22 protein-coding genes and 1 pseudogene are annotated in these 26920 nt (G+C 38.6%); 10 read left to right on the top strand and 13 right to left on the bottom strand.

The genetic code is table 11. The features are described from left to right. Nucleotides 1-537 precede the first annotated feature (537 nt). Together MIC7126_RS0109475 and MIC7126_RS0109470 are read right to left on the bottom strand one after the other, a co-directional pair. A complete protein-coding gene (locus MIC7126_RS0109475; protein WP_017652898.1) occupies nt 538-906 on the bottom strand; it encodes a DMT family transporter in 369 nt (122 codons plus the stop codon). A gap of 40 nt (nt 907-946) precedes the next feature. Continuing rightward, nucleotides 947-1891: a glycosyltransferase family 2 protein gene (locus MIC7126_RS0109470; RefSeq protein ID WP_017652897.1), complete on the bottom strand. Its 945-nt coding sequence runs from the start codon at nt 1889-1891 to the stop codon at nt 947-949. A gap of 126 nt (nt 1892-2017) precedes the next feature. Here MIC7126_RS0109470 and MIC7126_RS0109465 point away from each other — a divergent pair, with 126 nt between their 5' ends. Both MIC7126_RS0109465 and MIC7126_RS0109460 read left to right on the top strand, forming a co-directional pair. Then, nucleotides 2018-4456, top strand: coding sequence for a hypothetical protein (locus tag MIC7126_RS0109465; RefSeq protein ID WP_017652896.1), 2439 nt, complete (start codon nt 2018-2020; stop codon nt 4454-4456). Nucleotides 4457-4513: 57 nt separating this feature from the next. Then, the gene (locus MIC7126_RS0109460; protein WP_017652895.1) at nt 4514-6049 is read left to right on the top strand and encodes an ArnT family glycosyltransferase; all 1536 of its coding nucleotides are present in this window, start codon (nt 4514-4516) and stop codon (nt 6047-6049) included. Between the two features lie 55 nt (nt 6050-6104). Here the strand turns inward: MIC7126_RS0109460 and MIC7126_RS0109455 are convergent, their stop codons facing one another. From MIC7126_RS0109455 to MIC7126_RS0109445, 3 genes are all read right to left on the bottom strand, one after another. Then, nucleotides 6105-7526, bottom strand: a complete 1422-nt coding sequence (locus MIC7126_RS0109455; RefSeq protein ID WP_154655866.1) for a DUF2079 domain-containing protein — start codon at nt 7524-7526, stop codon at nt 6105-6107. Between the two features lies 1 nt (nt 7527). Continuing rightward, nucleotides 7528-8727 carry a hypothetical protein gene (locus tag MIC7126_RS0109450; protein WP_017652893.1) on the bottom strand — a complete coding sequence of 400 codons (1200 nt, stop codon included), beginning with the start codon at nt 8725-8727 and terminating at the stop codon, nt 7528-7530. A 181-nt stretch (nt 8728-8908) separates the two neighbouring features. Beyond that, a complete protein-coding gene (locus tag MIC7126_RS0109445; protein WP_017652892.1) occupies nt 8909-10216 on the bottom strand; it encodes a mannosyltransferase family protein in 1308 nt (435 codons plus the stop codon). Between the two features lie 295 nt (nt 10217-10511). On the opposite strand from MIC7126_RS0109445, the gene dxr reads away from it, so the two are divergent. Together dxr and MIC7126_RS31910 are read left to right on the top strand one after the other, a co-directional pair. Beyond that, nucleotides 10512-11708, top strand: a complete 1197-nt coding sequence (gene dxr / locus MIC7126_RS0109440; protein ID WP_017652891.1) for a 1-deoxy-D-xylulose-5-phosphate reductoisomerase — start codon at nt 10512-10514, stop codon at nt 11706-11708. Nucleotides 11709-11978: 270 nt separating this feature from the next. Further along, on the top strand, nt 11979-12176 hold the full coding sequence (locus MIC7126_RS31910; RefSeq protein ID WP_017652890.1) for a hypothetical protein: 198 nt from the start codon (nt 11979-11981) through the stop codon (nt 12174-12176). Between the two features lie 123 nt (nt 12177-12299). On the opposite strand, the gene cysH is transcribed toward MIC7126_RS31910, so the two are convergent. The 6 genes from cysH to MIC7126_RS0109400 form a co-directional block, all read right to left on the bottom strand. Continuing rightward, the gene (cysH, locus tag MIC7126_RS0109425) at nt 12300-13025 is read right to left on the bottom strand and encodes a phosphoadenosine phosphosulfate reductase (RefSeq protein ID WP_017652889.1); all 726 of its coding nucleotides are present in this window, start codon (nt 13023-13025) and stop codon (nt 12300-12302) included. 496 nt (nt 13026-13521) lie between these two features. Then, on the bottom strand, nt 13522-15765 hold the full coding sequence (locus MIC7126_RS0109420; RefSeq protein ID WP_017652888.1) for a GAF domain-containing protein: 2244 nt from the start codon (nt 15763-15765) through the stop codon (nt 13522-13524). Between the two features lie 343 nt (nt 15766-16108). Continuing rightward, complete coding sequence (gene cobA, locus MIC7126_RS0109415) at nt 16109-16855, bottom strand: uroporphyrinogen-III C-methyltransferase (protein ID WP_017652887.1); 747 nt, start codon at nt 16853-16855, stop codon at nt 16109-16111. 29 nt (nt 16856-16884) lie between these two features. Further along, nucleotides 16885-17616 (bottom strand): sirohydrochlorin chelatase, encoded by a 732-nt coding sequence (locus MIC7126_RS0109410; protein ID WP_026100142.1) that lies wholly within the window; start codon nt 17614-17616, stop codon nt 16885-16887. Then, nucleotides 17613-19913 carry a PAS domain S-box protein gene (locus MIC7126_RS0109405; RefSeq protein WP_017652885.1) on the bottom strand — a complete coding sequence of 767 codons (2301 nt, stop codon included), beginning with the start codon at nt 19911-19913 and terminating at the stop codon, nt 17613-17615. Before MIC7126_RS0109405 ends, MIC7126_RS0109410 begins: the two co-directional genes overlap by 4 nt. A 327-nt stretch (nt 19914-20240) precedes the next feature. Further along, on the bottom strand, nt 20241-20699 hold the full coding sequence (locus MIC7126_RS0109400; RefSeq protein WP_017652884.1) for a hypothetical protein: 459 nt from the start codon (nt 20697-20699) through the stop codon (nt 20241-20243). Between the two features lie 187 nt (nt 20700-20886). Here MIC7126_RS0109400 and MIC7126_RS27335 point away from each other — a divergent pair. From MIC7126_RS27335 to MIC7126_RS0109370, 6 genes and pseudogenes are all read left to right on the top strand, one after another. Continuing rightward, a pseudogene (locus tag MIC7126_RS27335) lies at nt 20887-22028 on the top strand (IS4 family transposase). Between the two features lie 68 nt (nt 22029-22096). After that, nucleotides 22097-22456: a VOC family protein gene (locus MIC7126_RS0109390; RefSeq protein ID WP_017652883.1), complete on the top strand. Its 360-nt coding sequence runs from the start codon at nt 22097-22099 to the stop codon at nt 22454-22456. Between the two features lie 42 nt (nt 22457-22498). Continuing rightward, nucleotides 22499-23431, top strand: a complete 933-nt coding sequence (locus MIC7126_RS0109385; RefSeq protein ID WP_017652882.1) for an RluA family pseudouridine synthase — start codon at nt 22499-22501, stop codon at nt 23429-23431. Between the two features lie 83 nt (nt 23432-23514). After that, nucleotides 23515-23655, top strand: coding sequence for a hypothetical protein (locus MIC7126_RS32425; RefSeq protein ID WP_017652881.1), 141 nt, complete (start codon nt 23515-23517; stop codon nt 23653-23655). A gap of 187 nt (nt 23656-23842) precedes the next feature. After that, nucleotides 23843-24070 carry an addiction module protein gene (locus tag MIC7126_RS0109375; protein ID WP_017652880.1) on the top strand — a complete coding sequence of 76 codons (228 nt, stop codon included), beginning with the start codon at nt 23843-23845 and terminating at the stop codon, nt 24068-24070. Nucleotides 24071-24072: 2 nt separating this feature from the next. Next, a complete protein-coding gene (locus tag MIC7126_RS0109370) occupies nt 24073-24372 on the top strand; it encodes a type II toxin-antitoxin system RelE/ParE family toxin (RefSeq protein ID WP_026100141.1) in 300 nt (99 codons plus the stop codon). Between the two features lies 1 nt (nt 24373). Here the strand turns inward: MIC7126_RS0109370 and nagZ are convergent, their stop codons facing one another. After that, nucleotides 24374-25474: a beta-N-acetylhexosaminidase gene (gene nagZ, locus MIC7126_RS0109365; protein WP_017652878.1), complete on the bottom strand. Its 1101-nt coding sequence runs from the start codon at nt 25472-25474 to the stop codon at nt 24374-24376. A gap of 112 nt (nt 25475-25586) precedes the next feature. Next, a complete protein-coding gene (locus MIC7126_RS0109360) occupies nt 25587-26822 on the bottom strand; it encodes a septal ring lytic transglycosylase RlpA family protein (protein ID WP_017652877.1) in 1236 nt (411 codons plus the stop codon). Nucleotides 26823-26920: the final 98 nt, after the last annotated feature.

The following is a 26920-nucleotide window of genomic DNA, read 5'->3' as shown; positions in this document are numbered from 1 at the left end:
GCCTTTCGGATTTTTCTTTCGCTTCAGGAGTTGAGCTAATTAAATTGTTTGATGGAATGAAGTCAGGTATTCGCACCCAAATCTGTCAAACAGATTTAAAGGTCTTATTATTATTTTTTCTAGTAGCGTAATTTATTCTAAGGCTTACGGTCATTGGTTCCTTTTTAAGAAAAAGTTAAGTTTTCAATATTAGCTTAGGTTATCAAGCTTTTTTAATATGGATTACTCTTGATTGTCAGTCCTAACCATTAGTCAATACAAATTATTGCATTTCAAATATCAGAATTGTATAGAGATTTTTACCGTATAAATACTGAACTTTAAGATAACTTCATAATTTTCACGGTTTTATGTATTTCATACTACAACACAGAACTATTTACTTAAGCAGGTATATAAAATTTAATACTTTTTAAATACTTAAAGTAATAAGTACTGTAAACCTATCCAAAAACTAACCATATGCTACCTTAAACCCTTATCAAAGCTTGGCAATGCAAAGTCTACACGTTTGTTTTTGGATAGGTATAGTGAAATTTATTTTTTCCACACCACTAATATGACACCAGTCACAATGAAGCATAAGCCAATTAGGCGGATTAGTGGAACAGGTTCTTTTAAAACTAAACAACCTAACAAAACTGAGAAAACGTAACCTATGGCCACAGCTGGTGCAGCAACGCTCAAGTTAACTTTAATTAAAAGTAAAATATAGGCTACGGCACCAAGAGCGTAGCAAGTTAAGCCTATTAAAAGTTCTGGTATCGTCACAATGCTGAGAATTTGAAGAATAACATTCTCTGCATTAATTTTTCCTAACTTTAAAGCACCTAATTTCAGAAAAAATTGACCTGCTACACTAATAATAACTGAAATTAGTAGTAGACTAAATTCTTGCGGTGTCACAGATATTGCCTGAATTTGTTATTTATTACTTGTCAAGGGTCTATTTATTATTTATTCCTCCAGTTTCCTTTAAAGTGTAAATTGGGCGTCCTTTGACTTCTTCATAGATACGACCTATATATTCGCCTAAAATACCAATACAAATTAATTGTACCGAACCCATAAAAAACATAGCAACTGTAATTAATGTGTAGCCAATTAAGGGTGTACTTGGTTCAAATAAGCGCCAATATAATATTAGTATGATCATTAACAAGGCAATGCTAGCTGATAGCATTCCCATGTAAGTTGCTATTCTTAAAGGGACTTTGGAAAAAGAAATGATTCCATCAACGGCTAATGCCCACGACTTTCCGAAGGTATATTTAACAGTACCAGCAAAACGGGGATCTCGTTCAAAAAGTACTGCGGTTTGACGGAACCCTACCCAAGCACGTAAGCCGCGAATGTAACGATTACGCTCAGGCATGGCGTTGAGAATATCTACTACTTGCCGATCCATCAAGCAGAAGTCGCCTGTATCAGCAGGGATATCCACATTAGCTAGCACTTTGAGAATACGATAAAAAGCATAAGCAGTAAAGCGTTTAAACCAGCTTTCTTTTTTTCGAGATAAACGTTGAGCATAAACTACTTGATAGCCTTGCTGCCATTGTGCAATCATCTTTAAAACCAGTTCTGGAGGATCTTGCAAGTCAGCATCCATGACGATGACACTCTGTCCTTGGACAAAGTTTAATCCTGCTGTCACAGCGATTTGATGACCAAAATTTCTTGCAAAACTGAGGTAGCGTACTCGACTATCTCGCTGATGGATTTGGCGAATCATGCTCAAAGAGCGATCGCGGCTACCATCATCAACTAAAATCAATTCAGCCTCGCCATCTAACTGCTCTATCACGTTAATCAGACGACGATATAATTCTGTAAGATTTTCCTCTTCATTATAAATGGGAATGACTAGGGAGTAGATAGGCTGATTCACTGTTATTGTTGATTTTGTAGGAAATTCTTAATTGAGGTTTGTTGATTTAATCACACATTTAAAGTTTGTGTTATCGACAGTGAAAGTTACTATTTTCGGAAAATTTATTTGCATAAACATTTATATATGAATTATTTCAAAAACTCTCCTCCTCAACAGGACTATATCATATTATTAATCGTCTGGTTAGCTGGATTAATAATTGATGTCACATGGTTTTTTGGTAATCAATCTATCCCATTTTATGACCAAAGCGCACACCTAACCACAGCATTACATCATTACAGAATATTTCAAGACTTTAATCTTTTCTCTGGTGATTGGTGGTTATCTTTATGGCAATTAACCCCTAGCTATCGCGCTCCTTTTGTCTACATATGTACTGTACCGTTTTTCTTATTATTTGGTAGAGGATATAATCAAGCAAGTTTAGTTAATTTATTGTATACAGCCATAATTATACTATCTGTATATCATCTAGGTAGTTATTTATTTAAAAGTAGAAAAATAGGCATAACTGCTAGCATCTTCTGTTTGTTATTTCCCATATTAGGAATTATGCGGACAGATTATTTATTAGACTATGGTTTGACGGCAGTTGTTATATTCACCTTCACCATTTTAACAATTTGGAAAGACAAAAATGAGATTTTTTTATCCTGGATATTAACTCCAATTTTGGGATGTGGTATTGGCTTAATTATGCTGGCTAAACCTACAGGATTTATTTTTATTTTAATTCCCGGAATTTGGACATTAATTAACTTTATCAAAAACGGTAAATTTCTCAAACTATTGCAAACGGGTTTATGTTTAATTTTAGCTTGGTTCATTGCTAGCTTTTGGTATGGTTTAAATTGGCTAACAATTATTACTTCTGCGTTGAATGCTAATCAAGTTGGGAGAAGTGAGGGTGATCCGGCTTTCACAACTATTGCTGGTTGGCTATTTTATCCCCAACTGCTACCAGAAAGTGTCGGTTTGCCGATATTATCTGTGAGTATAGGGATTTTATTAATTTATCTAATTAAATATCGGCGTAATAGTGATTCAATTCCAGGTTATCCAAGAAAATCGGCTCGAAATTGGTTATTACTTTCTCTCATAAGTAGCTATATAATTTGTTCTCTGGCTACAAACAAAGATGTTAGATTTATTTTGCCATGCTTGCCGATAATTAGTTTGATTTTAAGTGACTTTTTTAATTTAATTGAAAACAGGTTTTTTGAGAGCCTAAGATTAGGAACTCTCATCATCGGTTTGATTGTGTTACTCAATAATTTGTTCCCTTTACCGCTAATTCAAGCCTGGGGTGGAAAACATTTACCTAATGACGAAGCGAAACAATATCCTCTGGATCAATTAATAGATAAGATTAACGAAACTAATCCATATTTAAGGACAACTTTAGGAGTAATTCCGGTTTCCACACCACAAGTTAATGAGTTTACTCTAGATTATTTTGGTACTTTAGCCGATTTTCGCGTATATGGGAGAAAACTCACAACCAAATTATCTCAAGTTGAGCAAGATTTACTGTATTTTCCTTGGTATGTTACTAGAGATAATGAACCAGACGAGCCTGGAGAAAGGGGGGAAGCTAAACGGAAATTAAAATCTTTGGTGGAATCTTCACCTGAGTTACAACTACGGGGTGAGTGGGAATTACCTAATAATGATAAATTAAGAATATATGACAGAAAAAATCCCGATGTAGTCATCGACAAATTAGCTGGTGAGCATGTACCAATTACTTTAGAAAAAGTGGTAATTTCTAATCAAGTCGTAGTAGGTAAAAATAATCCTGTGAGTTATCAAATAACAGGTTCATGGGAAGATTTGCAAAATGGCTTATTGCTTTTAAAGTGGCAGAATGACAAATCATCTTGGTATCATGATCATGCGATCGCCCTGGGTAATGTATACTGTGGACTGAAATGTCAACCTCAAGGAAAATTTCGAGTCACAGAAGCGATCGCTACATTTATTCCTCAGACACTACCCCTAGGAACATATCAATTATCAGCACTTTATTTAGATAGACGAAATTTTCAAATCACACCTTTAAATATTCCTAATATCTCCGTCAAAGTGACAGATGAAGGAAAAATAGAAAAATCGCCACCGCTAGATTTACCTTCCCGCATGTCACAATTAGCGGTAGAGTTACAACAAGGTAAATTAGATAATATTTTTGCACAGATAGACAACTTCAATCAATACGATCCTACGCAAGATTATTTAAAACAAATTGAATTAGCAGCTAATTATCGCTTGCAAACAGAACCAAATAACTTAAACAGACGCTACACTCTTGTATTATCACAACTTTTGCGCCGTCAAGTTCCAGAATTAATCCAGAATTTAACTGAAATAACTAAATATGATGCACAAAATCCTTATGCATGGCTTTATTTAGCTTTTGTACATTTGTATAACTTTCATCCTACACAAGCTGAACAGAATCTCATAGTAGCAGAAAAAATTAGACCAGATATCCCAGAATTAAAAACCTTAAAAACTGTAACCAAAATTATGAAATTTCTACCAATAATCCATTTTTAAAACATGGATTAAGTTCTATATTTCTACGTTAATTGAAAAGTAATCTGGGTGAGGAGTATGCATCTGTTTAAGGAAAAACAATGGTTATTAGCCTTATTAATTGCATCTGGGATTATGTTCCTCATACTTTTAGGTAATTTACCCTTGCGCGACTGGGATGAAGGTACTTATGCTATTGTCGCCAGAGAAATTTATCGCTACGGTAACTGGATTTATCCTACCCTCCAAGGCGAACCATTTATATTAAAACCACCTTTGATGCAGTGGTTAATTGCATTGTGCTATCAAATTGGTGGAATCTCAGAATTTACTACGAGATTTCCCGGCGCTGTGTTAACAAGTTTGGGAGTTCCTTTACTTTATTTGGTGGGGCGTTTAGTTTTTAATCAGAGTTTACCAGCTTTGTTTACAGCACTAGTTTATTTAACAATGCTACCCGTGGTACGTCACGGTAGATTAGCAATGTTAGATGGGATAACAATTAGTTTTTTATTATTATTATTATTTTGTTTATTAAAAGCTAAAGAAGATAAAAAATACGCTTTAGGTGCAGGATTTTGTTTGGGGTTAATCACCTTGACTAAAGGTATATTAGTTTTGGTATTGGGAGGAATCGCTGGGATATTTTTGCTGGTAAATAGACAATTATTTTTGTTAAAAAATCCCTATTTATGGTTGGGAATGTTGTTAGGAAATGCTCCAGCGATCGCTTGGTATGTAGCACAGTGGCAACACTATGGTAACACTTTTTTAGCAGTGCATTTTCAAGACCAATCTTTTAATCGATTGGGACAAGCTGTAGAAGGACATAGCGGGCCGCCCTGGTATTATTTAATTGAGTTACTTAAATATAGTTTTCCTTGGCTATTGTTTTTACCTGGAGGACTGTATTTAGCATTAAAAAAACGTCAAACTAGCTGGGGTAGTTTAATTTTAGTCGGTACAATAATTTATCTAGGAACTATTTCTATAATGGGTACAAAATTACCTTGGTATATAATACCAGTTTACCCATTTTTAGCGTTAGCAGTTGGAGCTAATTTGCATGAAATTTGGCAGCGAAATCAGTTTAAAAGCTTAATTTTAACGTTATTTACAGCTATCATCGCTATTGCTAGTTTAGGTGGTTGTGCGTACTTTATTATCGCCGAACCTCAACCTATATTAATTATTATGAGTGTGGTTTTGACAATAAGTATGGGTGTAGTAGCATGGTTGATGAAAAAGAGCGATCGCAATTTTATTCTGGCTCTCTTTTCAGGTATGTATCTAGTTTTATTATTGTTTGTTAGTTCTCAATCTTGGATTTGGGAATTAAATGAAGCCTTTAGAGTTAAACCAGTTGCAGAATTAATTCGTCAGCACGTCTCCCCAGGAACACAAATCTATACTTCATTTGCTTATAATCGCCCTAGTTTAGACTTTTATAGTGATTGCAAGGTGACTACTGCGAATTTAGAAGTTTTACGACAAATGCTAGAGAAGAAATCTTATTTATTATTAGATCAAGACACTTTGCCAAAGATAAATCTCAGTAATAGTAAAATTAAAGGAGAAGCTCAAGGATTTACACTGATTGATTCTACCTATTAGTGCTAACAATGTATATTACAGAACTTTTCTTTCATGCTGGTAAATAGACTAATTCTCATCTTGACTGCTTAGTGAACAAATAAACATCATCGTGTTGATATTGCAATTTATATTCTGACTGATTTTTTAAAAAATTAACTAAGTTTTGATAAGATTCAGCACTTGCAGCCCAACCAGGATAACGAATATTCAGTAATATATAATTAAATTTGTTCAACTCATCAGATGATTGAAAGTTGTTCAACTTATAACTAATAATTTCTCTGTGGGTTAAATGAGGGGTAATTACATCGGTAGTAAAAACACTATCTAGAGTTGTAATGAGAGCGCTCGCCTCTTTTGTAGCACCCCAATTTTCTAAACTTTTAAGATATCTGGAGGTAAAAAATCCCAGCTTACCTAGAGCTAAAAATCCCACTAATGAAAACAAAATAATTAATCTTTTTTGCTGTAGCCATGCTTTACCTGCTGCGAGACTGGCGATGAGAGCTAAGATCAGAAATGGGATAGCTGGTAAAGAGTAATGTAAAACTAAATTCTTTTGTGAGGGATGATCTGCAAGTATATTGATCGCCACACATGGAATCGCTCCTATTAACGGTATCATGCATCGCAGATGCAAACCCCAAATTACAGGTGCTAATAAAAAAACTAAATATTCTAAGTTGATTGCTGAAAAAATATTCTGAATAATTACTTCTGGTCGAGATAAAAGAATTTGTAATGTTTCAGAAAACGAGTTACCTAAATAGCTATAACGATAGAGATGACGATTAACTAACGCTGCTTCGTTACCGAAATAAGGGATAATTACCCAGTTAGCAACCAAGAACCAAGATACACCAATAATAATAGCGATCGCACCATATAAACGGCGCTTTTCAAAACATAGTAACCACACCCCCATCGCTACTACAGTTAACGCCAATACAGCCTTACAACCCAACACCACCAATATACTCACACAAAACCAAACTAATTTTCTTGACCTCGCAGCTAAAACTGCTGTCAAAAGCGCGGGAACAGCGATTGTATCCGGATGAAAATCACATAAATTGCTGTTATACACCACCGGATACAGTAAGTAAACAACCACCATTGCTACAGCTTGACTTTCTTTTAAACCTGCTTGTAGCGCCAGTAAATATGTAGGTAAAGCCCCCAACGCCAAAGCACCAGACTGTATTACAAATAGCCAATAAACGCTAGGGTAGATTTTGTACAGCAAAGCTATGAAATATAAAATCCAAGCAGCGTGATCAGCCAGAATATGAAACCCAAGCACAGAAGAAAACGGTAATTTTCCTTGACTAATTAAATAAACTCCTTGGTCAAAAAAGGCTAAATCTCCTGATGAATTAAATAACTCATGTCTGAGGATACTCGATAGAAATAAAATCAATGCACTAATACTAATTAGAAAAATAATAGTACTATACCTGCCGATTTGCTTGCTGATTTCCATCCATCTGCTCATACTATAATTCCCGCTCAATATCCAAAGCCATATCAGCTTTTGATTGTCGATAAATCATGTCACAATTTCGCACCACAAACAAAAGTGTCAAGCCCAAAGGTATAGAAAATATTTGAATATATAGGGGAGTTCCTAAATAACTGAAAAATGATGCCATCTGCACAGATATAGCTACCCAAATATAGCGAGGAAAATAAAAGGCAAATATAATTGAACAAATATCAGCCGGATAAAAATATCTCTCATGCATTTTCGGGAGAATATATGGCATGAATAAAACTGATAAAGTCGCTAAATATATCAGCCTATCTTGTGTAATTTTTAATTTGCTTTTATAAACAATGTATGCCAAGAAACAAATAGCAAACGTAGTCAATGCTAAACCTATAGGAACAGCAATATTATAAAATTTGTTAGGAATCCATTGATAAAGATTGGGTACATTTTTAGCTAACTCCTTATATTTATTAGCTTGGTTAAAATATACTAACAGTAAATCTGACATTGGTCTGCCTGCAAACCAAGCCGGCAGCATTGCTGCTATATATGTTATGGGCACTATCGGCAAATAATACCAAGAAATTCTTTTTTTAATCAATAAAATTAATAATAAAGGTGATAAAAACATCGCTTGCAATTTAAAAGACAGCGACACACCAAAACTAATTAATGCGGGAATTTGTTTTTGAATGGACAAAAAGTAAATAGAAGCAATTAACCCAGTGGTGTAGATGACATCACATTGACCCCAAAGAGAGCTATTATAAATCACAGTTGGACTTAAAATAACTACTATAAAAGCAAAAATTGGTTTCTTACCCCTGGGATATTTAATTTTGACAATCTTGTAAACTAAAAATGCACAAATAAAATCAGTAACCATAGCGAATAGCTTAATTGCCATAATTTTCGGCAATCCAGAAAGCCAAGTAGACGCTATCAAAATCCAGTATAGATAAGGAGGTGTGTAGTCAGCAAAACCATTTTTTAAAGCACTAAAACCACCATTTGCAGCGATAAAATCATACCAAGGTGAGAGAAAATATTTATAATCAACAGACTTATTCGGAATACAAAGCCAGCGAATAAAAACAGCAAAGATAATGCTTAAAATTAAATATCTAACAATTGGATATTTGAGAGACTTTAATACCCTTTTAAAGTTAGTTTTTAATAATCTATTTTCTGCAGTTTTATTCATGAACATTATCTGTTGTAGGGCAAAACATTATGCAGGCAAACCACCAGCATTCTTGTTTGTTATGGGGATTACAATCAGGTATCTTATCAGAGAATACGGTTGTAAAAGAAGATAATTAAAAATTAAGAGTGAGTAGCTAGTAACTCTTCACTACTCACTCTCAACTTTTAATCCTTAATGTCTAACCCACCCAAAGTTCTTGGGCAAAACCTACAGATAACTTGGTAAGTAATATGACAAACAAGCCTAATATCAAACATCCTTGTTGAGGGCGGCGAGATAGTAAGATGCCTAAAGCTACACACAAAGAGACAATACCATAAGCTAGACGGCTTAAAGAGATTGTACCTCCAGAAGCTAACAGTAGACCCAGACCACAAAAACCATAGATAGTTGTGACTGGCGTAAGTTCCCGACGTAAGCGCCACAATAAATAGCCGCCACCCAAAACCATTAAAGTGTTAAGCAAGTTGTTGATTAATTGTTGGTCTGCCAAAATTAGTAAAAATCCCATCAAACCATAAAAGCCATAGACCAACCTAGTAGAATTCAAATGTTTGCGGAAGTGCCATAAAGCATAACCACTAGTAATAACGCTGCTAAACAACAGAAGATACAACGGGTCTTTAATCCCGCCAAAGGAATCTGCAACCCAGCCATATTGCCAATTTGTCGTCCCCAGGGGAATCTGCATCACCATATTCAACCAACCTTGCCAATCAAACCCCAGAGAAGGACGCCAACCCCGCTGTGCATGAATAAAAGCTAAAGGATGGCCGAAATCCATGGCACAATAAAGACTGAATAGAAGTACCCCTGTAGCTGTCGCCAAAGCTGTAACATAAGCAACAGGTGGTCTACGTTGTTTCCACGCGGCGATCGCCAATGCTGGAATCAATACCATCCCTGTAGGACGGGTTGCTGTCGCCAATGCACCCCAGAAAGCAGTCCAGCCATATTGCTGCTGATCAAAAGCCCGCAAAGTCGCCGTACTTAAAAATAAATACAACCCCTCCGTATAAATCACCCCGGTAAACAAAGACATTGGACACCAAGCCAAAACAATAGCAGTCCACTGAGCAGCATTGATACCGTGATGTTCTTTGACCCAGTAGTACAAATAATAAAGTGCTGCCAAAAATGCTACATTATTTACCAACGTACCTGCAACTTCAAACGGCAAACCCAGCCGCATTAAAACCCAGATACTCAAGGGAAATAGCGGAAAAAAAGCTAGATTATGTTGATTGCCATCATCAATGAATTCATACCCTGAAGTGACGATTGATTTGTAATGGACAATATCCCACGCATGGAAAACCGCTGAAGTAAAACTGGGTAGAGTTCCTCCTAATTGTGCCGACACATAGGGCGCAACCAGCAACATCACAGTCCAGATGAATATTCTGCTGAAAAACCAAATTGCTACAGGAAAGAGGAACTCATTTTTCCATAAAATTTTTGTTACAACTACATGAACTTTTGCCATAAGCTTGAGTTTTTCACCGACTCCTTAGTGCATCCTCTGACTTATGGCCGGGAACACAATATTCCTAAGTAACATTCGACACCTCACACTCTGCTATCAATCTTGATAATAAACTAAACAAAAACATAACTAGTAAATTGGCTATTTGTCATTGGCGACACGGGATAGGAAATAGGGGATAGGGGCTAGAAACTAGCGAATATCCTATCCCCTGCCAAAATAAAATATCCTCAAGCTTAATTAAGGAGTCCGCAGCAATTTATAGTGAGAGTTGTCTGTAAATCCCTAAGCAATTGTGAAAGCGATTACTCTTGTTGGTTCTACTGGCTCTATTGGTACTCAGACCCTAGATATCGTTGCTCAATACCCAGATCAGTTTCGGATTGTGGGATTAGCAGCAGGAAGTAATGTGGAACTGTTAGCTAGTCAAATTCGACAGTTCCGACCGAGTATAGCAGCGATTTGGTCAGAAGAAAAACTGCCTCAACTGCAAGCTGCTATCAAAGACCTTGATCCCCAACCGATTTTACTGGCTGGTGAAGCGGGAGTCATAGAAGTGGCTCGTTATGGTGATGCCCAAACGGTGGTTACTGGTATTGTTGGTTGTGCTGGATTGTTACCAACCATCGCCGCCATTGAAGCTGGTAAAGATATCGCCTTGGCGAATAAGGAAACTCTCATCGCTGGCGGCCCCGTGGTTTTGCCCTTAGTTGAAAAACATGGCGTAAAATTGCTACCAGCAGATTCAGAACATTCCGCCATATTTCAGTGTCTCCAAGGCGTTCCCCAAGGTGGACTGCGAAAGATTTTGCTGACTGCTTCTGGTGGTGCTTTCCGAGATTGGGATGTATCCAAGTTAGCAGAAGTGACAGTGGCTGACGCCCTCAAGCATCCCAACTGGTCGATGGGGCGCAAAATCACTGTAGACTCAGCTACTTTGATGAATAAAGGATTGGAAGTAATCGAGGCTCATTTCTTGTTCGGTTTAGATTACGACAACATCGAGATTGTCATCCATCCCCAAAGTATTATTCATTCGCTGATTGAGCTACAAGATACCTCAGTTTTAGCCCAACTCGGCTGGCCTGATATGCGCCTACCCCTGCTGTATGCGCTGTCTTGGCCCGATCGCATTTATACTGATTGGGAACGGCTGGATTTAGTGAAAGCAGGTAATCTCACTTTCCGTGAACCAGATCACCAAAAGTATCCTTGTATGCAGTTGGCTTATGCAGTGGGTAGGGCTGGTGGTTCAATGCCGGCAGTTTTAAATGCTGCTAATGAGCAAGCTGTAGCCTTATTTTTAGCCGAAAAAATCCGATTTTTAGATATTCCCCGTTGTATCGAATGGGTGTGCGATCGCCATCAACAAGATAACCGAATAAATCCTTCTTTAAATGACATTTTGACTGCAGATAAATGGGCACGACAAGAAGTTTTAATCGCTACTGAATCTCTAGAACATTCCCCGCAGATTATTTCTCTGCGCTAAATAGGGAGTTATTCATCAGACACTGGTGAGGATGGGGAGTTAACCAAACCACCCTCAGCCTTGTCATATGAGTAATGGGCAATGCCAACAAATAGAAATTATTTATGGAGATTTATTAAAAAGTTCTGTGCTAGCTGAATTTTTGTAGCGTTTTCAGCTATGATCCTGAGGTGCAGTCCTCATCAAAAAGTTAAGTTATTAAAAGAACTGTTTACCGTTTCTTAATCACTACCCTATCAAACAAGAGTAATTTTTGATTAATTTATATTTATGATATTCACCCTCATCATAGCGTGGATCGTCTTTGTCATCCTCTGGAAGGTGATTAAAACAACCTTCAAAACAGCAGTCTTATTAGCTGCAACGCTTGTTATATTACAAGTGGGTTTTGGGATTACGCCTCAAGATATTTGGCTACAAATACAACAGTTACCTCAAACCCTGTCACAAATACGCAGCGGTAAATAAAAAAGATTCAAGAGGCTGCGTGAATCTAATAAGTGAATCTGTTTGTAGTCAGCACTTTAGCGCTTTCATATTCAAGGACTAAAGTCCTGACTACGAACCTATCAAAACTTTGGCGACAGGTCACTAAATGTGGATTCCACACTCGGTTTTACCTGTTCCCCGCCAACGTCCGGCGCGTTCGTCTTCACCTTCTCCAACTTTAGTAGTGATGGGTTCATCACCAATACTGGGATAACCTTGGTCGTGGAGGGGGTTGTAAATTACACCATGTTCAGCCACATAAACCCAGCTTTGTTGACGTGTCCAAGCAGCTAGGGGATTAAGTTTCAAGCGTCCTTTGCCGTCCAATTCAAATACTGGCATATTAGCACGGGTAACAGCTTGGTCACGGCGTCTACCAGTGATCCAACCGACGGTGTTGAGTTCGTCTAAACCCCGTTGCAGTGGTTCAATTTTTGTAATCTGATGGAATTGGCTAATATCTTGATCCCAAAGCGCTTCGCCATATTTGGCGCTGAAGGCTTCCCGACTGTCTACATCTGGAGTTTTGTAGGTTTTTAAATCTAGGTTGTAGACTTCTTTAGTTTTGGCTACTAGTTCTAAAGTTTGGGGGAAGTGGTAGAGAGTGTCTAGAAAGATTACGGGGACTGGATGTTTCAGTTCGCTGTAAAGAATATGGGTAATTATCATGTCATCCACGTTAAAGGCGCTGGTTTGCACCAATTGCGTAGGGATATTGTCGATACACCACGCTAATATCTCTTTGGGAGTAGCGGTTTCAAATTTTTGATTTAAGAGTTCTAAGTCAAAATCGCTGGTTTGGTGTCTAGAGATCGTGGAAGCTGTCATGATAATTTTTTACTCAAATGCTGATTTAGCTTTAATCATGTTTATCTTACCGCATTTAGGTACATATAAAGCCTCCTATCTCGCTCGGATATCAGGGATTTGTAATTTCCTCAACAGTAAGTAAAAAATAATACTAATATTTGTGCTTCAAGAAAAAATATTTTTAATGCTGTAAACACACTAGTTTTTACTAAGAAACTTTACGGAACTTTAACTTTTATGGTGATTGTATGGATATATGAGAAGGCTGTTGATATTGTTAATAGAATCCTCAGATGAAAAAGGAATTTTATTAACATGAATAATTCAAAATCTCCAGAGCAGTTTGGCAAATCTATAGTCATGGGCGCTTTAATCATGTTGACCAGCGCCGGCATCATCACCATTATGAGCGTGTTCTAAATTTACAAGGGCAAATTTTAACAAAAGACTTTATCTAACCCCTCTCATTTTTGAGAGGGGTTTTGATATTAGACCTAACAAAGCTATATGTGTTTTAAGTTACCTCTTCTTGATTGACAGGTCTAATCGCAGCTCGTTCTCGGTAAGAAACATTGCGTAATGATGACACCATTGAGTTGATGCGCTCGGCTTGTGTTTGCATTTCTGAGAGAGTTTTTGGTAAATTCTCTAGGAGAAAATCTAAATCAATTACTTGCGTTTGATGCCTAATTTCGTTATTTGGGTAAGGATAATAAGACTGGTAGAGGCGCAAAAGTTGTAGCAGTTCTTGTGTATATTCATTGGTGTGAGATAAATTCCGGTAGATGAAATTAACAGGATTTTTGATTTCTTGAGCTACACCCAGCGCCCACAAGCCTAAACTTGACATTTTTTCTGTTTTAAATAGTTGCGCTTGCTGGATTTCGTCGAGAGCGTGTACCAAGTGTTGAGTTTGTCCTGCGGCTACAGATTCTGCTATTCGGCTATTTTCAAATAATTGTGCCTGCTTAATCGCTAGTGCTGCTTCTTCTGCTAGCTTTTGTAACAAATCAATTTCTACATCCTGCCAATTTCTGGGAGCGTAACATTCATGAGCAATAATTAATCCCCATAATTGTGCATCTATTTTAATGGGGACAATGAGGTTAGCTTGGATATGCAGACTCTGTAAAAATTCTTGATGACAAGGACTTAAATCCGCCGTGGCTGTATTGTTAATCGCCCGGATTCTTCCCCGCAAATAAAGACGAGCATATTCATCAGGAAAGCATTCTATTGGTGCGACCATACCGATGATTGAGCGTAAATTATCGTCTACATCTTCGACAATTACTTCACCTCGTAAATTATCGAAAATTTGATAAATTAATACGCGGTCTGTTTGCAGTATTTTCCGTACTTCATTGACGATTGTTTGCAGGGTAATTTTGTAGTCGAGATTGCTGCGTATTTGGTCGGAAACTTGTTTAATTATCTGGCTCAAATTTAAAGACCGCTGCAATTCGGCTGTGCGTTCTTGCACTTGAAGTTCTAAGTTTGTATTCAATACTTGTAACTGTTGGTGCGTTTGTTGTTGGTGAATAGCAACAGCAAATTGATGAGCTAAAGCGCATCCTAAGGCGATTTCTTCCGGTTTCCACTCTGGCGCTTGCTGTTTTTTGTGCTCTAACCAAGGTGCAAAGGAAAGTTGAGTTAACTGTTGTTTGTTATTAGCATCACGCTGTCCTGCCCACAAAATTTCGGTATCAAATTCTCTACTAAAAATAGTAAAAATACCGACAAAATTTTGTCGAACAGTAAGGGGAATCATCAGCATCCCCCGAATCTGGGTAGATTGAAATAGGGACGCTAAAATTTGCCAATGGGGTTCTTGATGGAGGTCAGTAATGGCCCAGATGTTACCTTGTTTACACTCATTTATCCAGTCTTCCCACAGAGAATGCTCCTCAATGACGGTGTTTTCAGGTACATCACTCAATCTCGGTTGTTCACCACAAGTGTATAATTCAGCAGTATTTTTTAGGTAAATTCTTCCACCTATGCCCTCAAAAGCGGTAATAGCTGCTGTGAGTGCGGGTTGTAATTGGATTGTCGGGAGTGAATGTAATAGGGTTGTAACTCGGTCAATGATTGCTTGGCGTTGTTGTTCAGCTCGGTTGTGGATGAGTAGATGATTTTGGGCGATCGCAATGACTAACTGATCGGCTACTTGCTGTACTATCTGTAGATCACGCTGTAAATCTGTTCTGGCTTCGCTGTGATGGGAGATGAGTAATCCCCACAGTCGCGGTTTCGCGGTGTGCACCGTGGCGTCGTGGTGTAACATTGGCACTACCAGCGAAGACTGTACGCCCATTGCTGTCAAGTATTGCACATGGCAAGGGTCTACTGTTCGATAGTAAAGATTTTCACTACTCAAAGATTGACCGGTGGTGGGACTAGCTAGCGGTGATAACCCAATCCTCCCACTAGCCACATTCACAATTGAACGCTGTCTAGCCCTCAAAAATGTCTCTCGCACTTCTAGAGGAATATCATCAGCCGGAAAGTGTAGCCCTAGGAGTGGGGAAAGGCGCTGCTGGTTGATGGACTCGGCGATGACTTCACCGCTACCATCGGCGTCAAACCGATATACCATCACCCTATCTGTGCCCAAAAACGCCCTGATTTCTGCAACCGTAGTTGTCAGTATTTCGGGAAGTTGTATTGATTGCTGAATTTGGGTGGCAATTCGATGTAGTAAACTGGCTTCGGCGCTTCCCGCTGTCCACCCATTGAGGTTCTCAGTAAATTCCATTTTCGATCTGTACGCATATCTAATGTATAAAATAGTAGATGCAATAAATGATCAAGTCGCCAATTGCTTGAATTGCAATTAGCTCTGCCAAAGGTTTATTTGCATATTTTTGCACATTCCTAAAATTTTAATTCAGTACTTTACTGTTATTTTTGTAAAAAATTATGCTGAACTAATGTTTTAAATTATGGTAACAATTGTCTTTTTTTATGAACGACAATTAGTTAAAATTACGGCATGAAATCGTAGTACAAAAACGCTGAAGTATGAAAAAAAGAAATTTGCACAGCAAACTTTTCAGCGTTTTGTCATGGCTAGTTGATTGACGTCTTGGCGTTATAGTCTAAACTGGGCGATAACTAGACAAAATACTGTGCAGATTAACTACAGAGCCAATGACGGCGATCGCTGGTGCGCCAAATCCAGCTTGCTCGACTTGCTCAACAATCGTTTCTAATTGACCAATCAATTCTTCTTGTTCTGGTCGTGTACCCCAACGCACTAAAGCAATCGGTGTTTCCCCGCTCAAGCCTGCTTCAGTTAACTGTTCGACGATGTATGGTAAATTGTGAATTCCCATGTAAATGACAATCGTTTCCGAACCGTGGGCGATCGCACTCCAATTCACTTGAGGTTTATACTTACCTGCAGCTTCATGTCCAGTCACAAAAGTTACTGAAGAACTGTGCAGGCGATGAGTTAAGGGAATACCTGCATAGGCTGGCGCAGCAATACCCGATGTGATACCGGGCACAACTTCTACAGGTACGCCAGCGTTGACTAATTCTGCCATTTCTTCACCACCGCGACCAAAAATAAATGGATCGCCACCCTTGAGTCGCACAACTATAGCGTGTTCTTGGGCTTTATCAATGAGGAGTTGAGTTGTGGTTTCCTGTAGCAGTGAATGTCGCCCCATGCGTTTCCCGGCGTTGATTTGCTCGGCTTGGGGATTGATCATTTTCAAAATCGCCGGACTGACTAAAGCATCATAAATGACCACATCAGCGCATTCTAGTAAACCTTTTCCCTTGAGTGTCAATAGCCCCGGATCTCCGGGACCCGCACCTACTAAATAAACCTTTCCCAAAAATTTTTACTCCTGTTTATCTGTGCGGTTCATTTATTGATCAAATCCCAAATTAGCTCGGCTAATTCCACACTCGCGCCCAAAGGTGCAGCTAGATGAAAATTAACACTGGGGAACTGTAATTTTAGCGTCTCTACATACACAGCGATCGCATCAGTTATGCCACCAGGGCATAAAAAGTATGGCAAAATGCCAATTTCTCTATTACCTGCAGCGATCAACTCTTTGACTCGTGATTCTAAACTAGCAGATACCGACCAATACGCCAGAGACGTTCCCAATTTAGCGGCTAATGTTTCTAAAAATTGTTGGGCGTCAGGGTGACGGCTACCATGAGCTAATAATATCCACGGGACACTATTTTTAGCGGTTATTGGCTGGATGAGTAAGTTAGCTAAGGAGGGGTGACTACCTAAATATGGTTGCAGATTAATGATGATATCTTGACGCAGAGTTTGTTGCGCCAAGGCGACCTCTGCGGGCACGTCTTGCGTCACGTGCACCCCTGGGGACAGAAACAAGGGTATAATTTTTAAGCGATCGCACCCAGCCTCGAAAGCACTGCGAGCGAAATCTGTAATCTGTTCATGCAAAGGTTGCAAAGCAAGTTCTAAGTAGGCTACACCCACTAGTTTTTTTTGGTCATGACTCGGTAGTTTTTGTCTGATCAAATCTGCCAATTGCTCCATCGCCATTCCTGGGCGTGGGTCGCGGCTACCATGAGATACCAGTGTACATGCAGAGTGTCTTGTTGGCGTCATTTTTTCCCCGTGAATAGATAGGTAGTGATTGTTTCTTGCTCGTTAATCGCCATGATGGAGCGCTTTTCTAACCGAAATTTTGTGCGTAGGCGTTGATGGGTATCGTTACTGACAAATATTTGTCCTGGCGAAGCTTGTGATTCTATTTTTTTCGCTGTATTTACTATGTTTTTCCAGGAACCATCAGCAATTTCCCCATTTATAGAGCCGCTATGAATACCAATGCGTAGATGAAAATTTTGGTGATTCTCAGCGTTAAAAATAGCGATCGCTGTTTGCATATCTAGAGACATTTGAGCGATCGCTTGAGCATGATCTAATTTGTGAGTGGACGAATCACCATAGACTATATAAGCATCATTAGTTGTGGAAAGTTTATCTAAACCATACTGTGTCATCAACCGATCAAAAGATGAAAAAATAGCATTGAGTAGATTAGCAAGTTGCATTGCATTCACCCTAGGAGCTATTTCCGTCACCCCGACGATATCTGCAACTAAAACTGTAATTTCGTTGTTGACTAGCTGGGAAACGTGAAATTTTTTTGACTGTAACGATTGTGTTGCTGATTCTGGTTGATGATTTAGTGTTGTCTGAGTAGTCAATGTCCCGATAATTTGGCGAAAAATGCCTCTGGTTGCTACTGGCTGATTTTCAACAAATTTACAATTAATCTGCCCTTCTAAAATAATTGTTTGCCCATTCTTCGTCATGAATGCAGTCTGAATCGGTTCTATCTTTTCGCCTGACATCACGCGATAAAAGTTTTCTCTGAGGTTTTGTTGAAAATCGGGATGGACGATTTCAAACACATTCATCTTGGCAATTTCTGCTTGATTATATCCTAAAATTTGTTTCCAGGTATCATTAACGTAAAGAAAGCTACCGTATACATTCACAAATTGAATCATGTCATGAGCATTTTCAAATAAATCTCGATACCTTTCTTCACTTTCTCTGAGAGCGAACTCCGCCTGTTTACGTTTAACAAAATGGGAAATTTGGCTACCAATAGACACCATCATTTGTAGCAGTTCCACATCTTTTGGTAGTGTTTCCCTAGAGAAAAAAATCATTACGCCCAAGATTTCACCTTCATCTAAAATAGGGAAACCAAATGCTGCATGTAATCCGGCTGCATCTGCGGCTGGCGATCGCCGCAAATCATGGTCAAGGGTGATATCATTGATCCAGTGAGGAGAACGTCTCGCCCAAATTCGCCCCGGTAATCCCGCGCCAGGTTTATAAATAGTTTGCCAAGTAATTGCTTTAAACTCTCGCACCGAAACTACTCGACTTGACCAAATTTCTACACACCTGAGCACTGCATCCATATTATCTTGTTGTACAGGTTGAGCGATATATTGGCTTGGTGTCCATAATTCCCCTAAATCCCATCCCAGTGTTTGACAAATTGCCTGTAAAATTTTCGGAATTGCCTGCTTGATAGTTTGTGACTCTGTTAAAATTTGGCTAATAGCATACTGAGCACAAATGCGCTGTTCTCGCCGCTGACGAGCCGTCACATCTCGACCGATATAAATAATATCTTCTAAACCTTTGACCTTTTTTTGAATCACTGAACAAGAAAAAGCCAGTAATAATTTTTCCTGCTTTTTATTACGACAAACTACTTCTATATTCTGGAAATATTGTTGAAATAGTGAGTGTTGTTTGATCGCATTTTCCACAAATTGATAATCATCAATAATTAATGATATTGGCTGACCAAGTAATTCGGCTTCACTAAAACCTAATAATTTTTGAGCAGCAACATTAACTTTTTTGATTTTTCCCGCATTATTTGTTACCAACAAAGCATCTGCCATTGTTGTGATAACTTGCTCCATATAACTTTTGTAAGATTTTAAGTTATTGGATAACTGATTGGCTTCATTCGCTCTTCGAGATAGCGCTTGTTTTAAAGCCGTGATTTCTGTAACATTCTCAATGAAAATGATTAACCTATCTTCTGAATTTACTGCTCTTTGTTCACCAATAATATATATATCTATATAAGTATCTGTTTGATTTGCAGAACGCCTTCTAATTCCTTCTAATGCAAAAATTTGCTCTTCACCCTTGAGAATAGATATGAAAATATCTTCTAACCCCATAAATTCAGGAAAGCCGAGTCGGATATCTTTTCCTTGTCTTATTTCTTCAGGAACACCGCTGAATCTTTCCACTTGTTCAGATATATCTAGGATGCAAAAATTTTCATTTAGCTCTAAACGTCCAAATTTTCGCAAAAATGAAGATTTATTAAAAATCCGATCTAATACTTGGTATTCCATTGTGATGTAGAGATAAGCACTGAAATTGTTTTAAAAACATAAATTTAGGAGAAATGTGCTAATTCCAGCAGATGAAAGAAACACTTTCAACCCGCCCTGTTGCGCCACTACTCCATTGCAAACTCAGTACTTACTATCGTGAATTTAAAACCTATAGACTGGCACCTATGATGAATTAATTAGCTGTTGTTTTAAATGTTTACTGAATCTGCAAGTATGTCTAAGTAAATGATGAATAATTGTCTCATAGTCAATGCTCTTTAGGCAACTGCTATTAACCCAAGTTACTAGCTGACGACAATCAGCTAAACTTGGGTGCTCAAAATACTATTGGTCACTCAATAAAAGAGTTGCAGCCTTATCACTAACTGGGTCAGTATAGTCACAAAATATATTGAGTCCTATTTTTAAGATATATAAAACTACAACAGTGGCAATAGCAGGATCAATCGGTACGCCATAAGACGAAGCCACACCAACTAAAGAAACAATTAATCCTGTCAACAAAGACGTACTTCCAGGATTTTTAGTGTATTCTTTCAGTTGACTACGAAAGCCATCATCACCACAAAGTTCTTGACGCAATACTTTTAGCGTTGACTGCCAAAGAGATTTCCCCTCTGACATTACCATCAATCCATTTTGATTCATCCACAATTCATCGACAGAGGTGTCACAATTACCGTTATGTTTTTGCAAAACATCCAGTGCGTACTGTGCGGGGGCGTAATCTTGCAAAACTTCCCGCGCCACATTAATTTCATTACTACTTAATTGAGCATCCATAATTTGTCATTTGTTAGTGGTCATTTGCAGGACTTAGACAACTGGTACATAAATCTTTTGCTATGGGTGTGATAAATAAGCTGGAGGGGAGACGAAACAGCCTAAAAAGCTTGGTGTATAAGATGGGTAGCGTTTTGTGATAGAAAAAGGTAGGTCTAGTTTTGTCAATAAGACCTACTTAATGATAATGTTAGCTATATTGTACCAAAAGCACTTAAAAAGTCAATTGAGTTTAGCAGAATATCTGTTGCTAAAAATTTTGATACATCTGTTGCAGTCAATCAAAGAAGTAACTTTAGAAAAATTAGCGAATGCGCTACCTTTGGGAATTAAATTTGAAAGCAGAAGAAAAAGAATACAAAGATTTTTATCATTACCAAATCTCACAATTGAAAAAGTTTGGTTGCCAATTATTCAAGAACTAATAGCAAACTACTTCCAGAATGAAAAAATTATTTATATAGCAATTGATAGGACTAATTGGAGTCGGATAAACTTATTAATGGTCAGCGTGATTTGGGATAAAAGAGCCATACCAATATATTTTAGTTTGCTGCCCAAATTAGGTAGTAGTAATCTCACGGAACAGCAGAAAATATTATCGCCAGTTATAGCAATATTGAAAGATTATAAAATCTGTGTGTTGGGGGATAGAGAATTTTGCTCGGTAAAACTAGCAAAGTACCTTCAGAGCAAGGATGTATATTTTTGTTTGCGATTGAAAAGAATGAATTTGTAGAAATTAAACAAGATATGTTTATGGAGTTAAGCAGTTTAGGATTAACTCCTGGAGTATCTTTTTTTATCAAGGGAGTTAAGGTAACAAAGACTCAGGGTTTTATCAGTTTTAATGTGGCTGGTAAGTGGCAACGTAAAATTAACGGAGTAGCACCCAAAGAAGCATGGTTTATTTTAACAAATTTTGACACCCTAGAGTCAGCAATTGCTGCTTACAAAAAGCGATTTGATATTGAAGAAATGTTTAGAGATTTCAAAACAGGTGGCTATAACTTAGAAAACACTAATGTTCAAGGTGAACGTTTTATTTCTCTAGTTTTGTTGATAGCGATCGCTTACACCTCTGCAACAATTAATGGTCAACTTATTAAACGCAAAGGAATCCAAAAATATATAGCTCGGATTAAAGAAAGGAGTCGTTCTCAACGGAGACACAGTAGTTTTTATATCGGCTTATATGGTCAAACATGGGTACATTTCAAGGATAGCTGTATTGATTTAGTCACACAATTAATGAGAATTAATCGTAATAAGTGGAAGCATTATCAACAAGGTTTAAGAGCCATGAAGCTTATTGAATCTATATTGTAGCTTATTTCGTCTCCCCTTCAGGATAAATAAGTCAGAATCTAAATGAACCCGATCGCATTTTATTGACAATGCAGATTACTCAAAGTCTCCACACAGCAATTCTAGTTACTAATCTAGAACAATCTGAACACTTTTATGGTAAAATATTAGGCTTATCCAAAATAAACCGCGCCTTGAAATATCCTGGTGCATGGTATCAAGTTGGTGAATATCAAATTCACTTGATAGTTGCATCATCTGTCCCCACAGAGAACCCAAACGAAAAATGGGGACGCAACCCCCACATCGCCTTCTCGGTTGCTGACCTAGACGTCGCTAAACAGGAGTTAGTTAACCAAAATTATCTGATCCAAGCTAGCGCTTCCGGTCGTGCGGCTCTGTTTACTCAAGACCCAGATGGAAATATTGTCGAGTTGAGTCAGGCTTGAGGAAATCGGTTTTATCCAGTAGTCTCCCTCTTCCCTAATCCTATGCTCACCGAATTTAGTTTACTAGTCGCACAAACAGGAGAGCGTTTAGACCGCTACCTGGCTGAAGAATTACCGGATTTATCTCGTTCTCGCATTCAACAATTAATCGAACAGGGTAAGGTGCAACTTAATGGTAACGTTTGTACCACTAAAAAAATCAATGTCAAAGTGGGCGATCGCATTTTTGTGGATATCCCAGCAGCGCAACCCTTGGAATTACAACCTCAAGATATCCCTTTAGATATTCTCTATGAAGATGACCAATTATTGATCTTGAATAAACCTGCAGGCTTGGTTGTCCATCCTGCACCTGGACACGCTGATGGTACATTAGTCAATGCTTTATTGGCACATTGTCCAAATTTACCAGGAATTGGCGGTGTGCAGAGGCCAGGAATTGTCCATCGTTTAGATAAGGATACAACGGGAGCGATCGCGATCGCGAAAACAGACATAGCCTATCAACAACTCCAAGCACAAATGCAAGCGAAAACTGCACGCCGAGAATACTTAGGTGTAGTTTATGGCGCGCCCAAAACCGAAAGTGGTATCATAGATTTATCTATCGGTCGTCATCCCCAAGACCGCAAGAAAATGGCAATTGTCCCCATAGAACAAGGTGGAAGGTCTGCGATTACCCATTGGCAAATTCGAGAACGCCTGGGTAATTACACATTAATTCACTTCCAACTAGAAACTGGACGCACCCATCAAATTCGCGTCCATAGCGCGAAAATTGGTCATCCTATTGTTGGCGACCCAGTTTATGGTTCTGGTCGTTCAGTGGGGGTGAATTTATCTGGTCAAGCACTCCATGCTTGGCGACTCAAACTGCAGCATCCCTTATCTGGAAATGATATTCAGGTAACAGCACCCCTCCCTCAAACTTTAACAAGATTGTTGGAAGTTCTGCGACGACGAATTGATGGTTAATTCTCATTGAAAAGAACAAGCGATCGCTAGTGCTAAATTAAAGATATTTGGAAAATCCTAGCTTTCTAGAAAAAAGGAAGATTATGACCGTGCAACAACCACGCTACAGCAAAGAGGAATTTGCTCGACGCGGTGACGAAATTTACGAATCCCAAGTGCGTCCACAAGTAGAAGCCGATAATCAGGGCAAAATTGTAGTCATCGACGTTGAAACAGGCGCGTAGGAAATCGACACTAACGAAATTAGCGCCTCAAAACGCCTGGAAGCTCGTTATCCAGATGCACAAATCTGGTTTGTGAAAGTAGGCTCTCTCTATGTTCGCCGTTTTGGAGCCAGTCGCATCCGCAAAGAACAATGATTATGCGATTTTTGTTAAAATCTGACTATGATTCACAATTCCATGCAAAGTGATGCGATCAATTGACCAACTTACAGCAGAACTTCTCGCTCTCCCTAGTTTGTCTAGGTCAGTCATAGCTGAAATGTTAGTTGAAAGCTTGGAGTTTGACACAGATCCAAAAATTTATGCAGCTTGGACTGCTGAAGCCAAGAAAAGACTCAATGAGATCAGGAACGGTTCTATACGAACCATCGCAGGTGAGGAGGCTCTAGCTCAAGTGAGACAATTGCTTGAGTAATGATTAAATATGCTTTTCATCCTCAAGCCCTCACAGAATATTCTGAGGCGGTTCAATATTATAGTCAGCAAAGAGTAGAGGTAGCACAGGCTTTTATTGATGCAATTGAGGATGCAATCTACCGGATTAGAGAATCTCCTACTCGCTACACTGTGATTGATGAAGATGTTCGCCGTTGTATGACACGCAGATTTCCCTACGGAATTCTTTACACAATTGAGCCGGACTACATTTTGATTTTAGCAGTGATGCATTGTTCTCGAGAACCTGAATATTGGAAAAGCCGTATTAATCTTGATTAACTCATACCCCAACTTCTGGGAAAGAACAAGCGATCGCTAACTCAGCATGTTTTTTGAAAGTATCTTGGTCTAAATTATGGACAAGATGTTGCGGTGTCACCGCCAGTAAATTTTCAATTCTTGTCCTGGCTGCAGTTACTACTGACTCCCTTAAAGTTCCATGACTAAGAGAATTAACAAAATCTCTAGCTATTTGATATGTGCGCTCAATTGATGATGAATTGATGTTGCGTGAGACAATAAATAAATCACAACCCGCATTCATTGACCGCGCTACCGTTCCTGGTTGCATAAACATGTCTGAAACGGCTTGCATATCCAAATCGTCAGATACCACCACCCCCTGAAAACCCAATTCCTGCCTTAAAATACCATTGAGAATTATTGGTGATAAAGTTGCTGGAACATCAGCATCTATTTGCGGAAAGAGGATGTGGGCAGTCATGATTAAAGGTATCTGTGCCGCAATCAGCGCTTGAAATGGTATCAGTTCCCGATTTTGCAGGTCTTTTGTAGTTAAATCCAGAATCGGTAACTCGATATGAGAGTCTTTACTCGTGTCTCCATGACCAGGAAAATGTTTGGCGCTACCGAGAATCCCAGTTTCTTGTAGTCCCAGGTAATATTCTAGAGCACCTTGGGCTGCAGCGGCGGGAGTAGTGCCAAAAGACCGAGGGCCAATTATAGGATTTTGTGGGTTGGAGTAGATATCAGCGACTGGCGCCCAAGATAAATTGATACCTAGTGATTTTAGTTCAGTTGCTGTTGCTTTTGCTACTTCGCGGGCACGCGATCGCAGCAGGAAAGCATAAGGAAATCGCGTTATGGGTGGTGGTGTGCGAAAAACGCGACCACCTTCATGATCCAGAGTCATAAACATGGCGTCGCGTTCTGCATATTGTCTGATTTGCGCGATCAAATCCCGAAAGGCTGGTAGCCAAATGTCATAAGGGGTACCATCTAGAAAATTTTTGGCAAAAAAAATCACCCCAATTGGTTGTAATTCACTGAGTGCGCGTTTATCTTCTTCACTTAATTTAGTACCGGAGATACCGAGAATTAAATGATTCCCAAACTGTTTTAGCTCTGGCAATTCTGCCATAATGTTTTACCTACAGCGATAAACTCTACGGTATGGTAATTGCTTAATGGCTATGAATGCAATTAACCATTAGCAATAAGTTATTGGTGATGAGCGATCGCTAACATTTTAATTAAAAATCAGCGACTAATGCTAGTTGTTTTCTTGGCTTGAGCTTATCAGTTTTTAAGTTTGCTGGATTTAATGTCATTGTGGGCTGTTTACTGTGCAAAATTACCGCTTTGTAGGGGACTACACCAGCTATTTCACTTTGGATGCAGCGGGCTGCTTCTCTCGATAAATCGAGACTTCTGGGAGGAATGTAAGGGCCGCGATCGTTAACTCGCACAATTACCGCTTTTCCTGTCTTTAAATTAGTTACCTGCAAATAGGTATTAAACGGCAAAGTTTTATGAGCAACTGTCAACTCATTTTGATTATATCTCTCCCCATTTGCTGTTAAGCGTCCGTGGAAGTAGCCACCATACCACGAAGCTAAACCAGACATGGCGACATTAGAAGCAGACAAACCATACATCTCTCTTTGTGCTTCTAAAAGTGTCAATGTTGGCACTTGAAAAGCACTCCTTAGATTATTAATCCACTCAATCGCTAACAAATCACCGCTACGATTAAATTGTCGAGAAATTTGCTTCTCAATCCCGAATAAAAAGCGATTACCTGCCATTAAAGCCGGAATTCCATCAACTAAAGCAGGTCGTAGTTGGTTAGCATCTAGATTGGGTAAAGCTGTTAGTTGAGATAAACGTGTTTGCAGTGATTTTGCTTGCATTTCGTTTGGTAAATTCGCTACCACGCGGTTATTTACCCATACCTCATAGTTTTTCCGATCCCGGCGCACTAAGATTACTGGCGAGGTGACAGCACTAAAACTCTGTTGTGCCATATTAGTGAAGCGGAAGAAATCTTGCAATGAGCCGAGGATTTTATCAGGTAAAAAATTCCTTGGTGAAGACCTGGTTTTAATCAATTCAGCAGAAGCAAAATGAATAGATTTTTCTAGGATATTGCGGTTATCTGCATTCTCTACCAGGGAATAGCACAGTTGTTTTTTGCTATGTTGAACTACCCGCGTTGGAGATTTAACTGAATTATCTAAGTTTGATAGCGATTTCTGAGTTCCCCAATTGATTTTCAAATAATTTGTTGGTATGAGTGCAGTGCTCCAAGTATTTATCGGCTGCTGGGACAGCACATCCAATGGGTTATGTTTACTTACCAAATTACCTAAATTGCTTACAGTTTCTGTCGGAGTTATCTTTGTATTCCAACTTGGTGATAAGTTATCGCTCAACGACAAGAAAGAACCAATCCAGGATGTCATCCAGAGAATTCCCAAAAATAGCATAGTCGGTTTAAATCACTAGTAATTGCACAATTCAAAAGTGCAACCCTGACTGTGTTCAATAAAATTTTTCTACTAAAAATACCAAACTTATTCTTTGC

This window comes from Fortiea contorta PCC 7126, from assembly GCF_000332295.1.
In the GTDB taxonomy this organism is placed as follows: Bacteria; Cyanobacteriota; Cyanobacteriia; order Cyanobacteriales; family Nostocaceae; genus Fortiea; species Fortiea contorta.
This window is presented reverse-complemented; position numbering and strand designations above follow the sequence as displayed.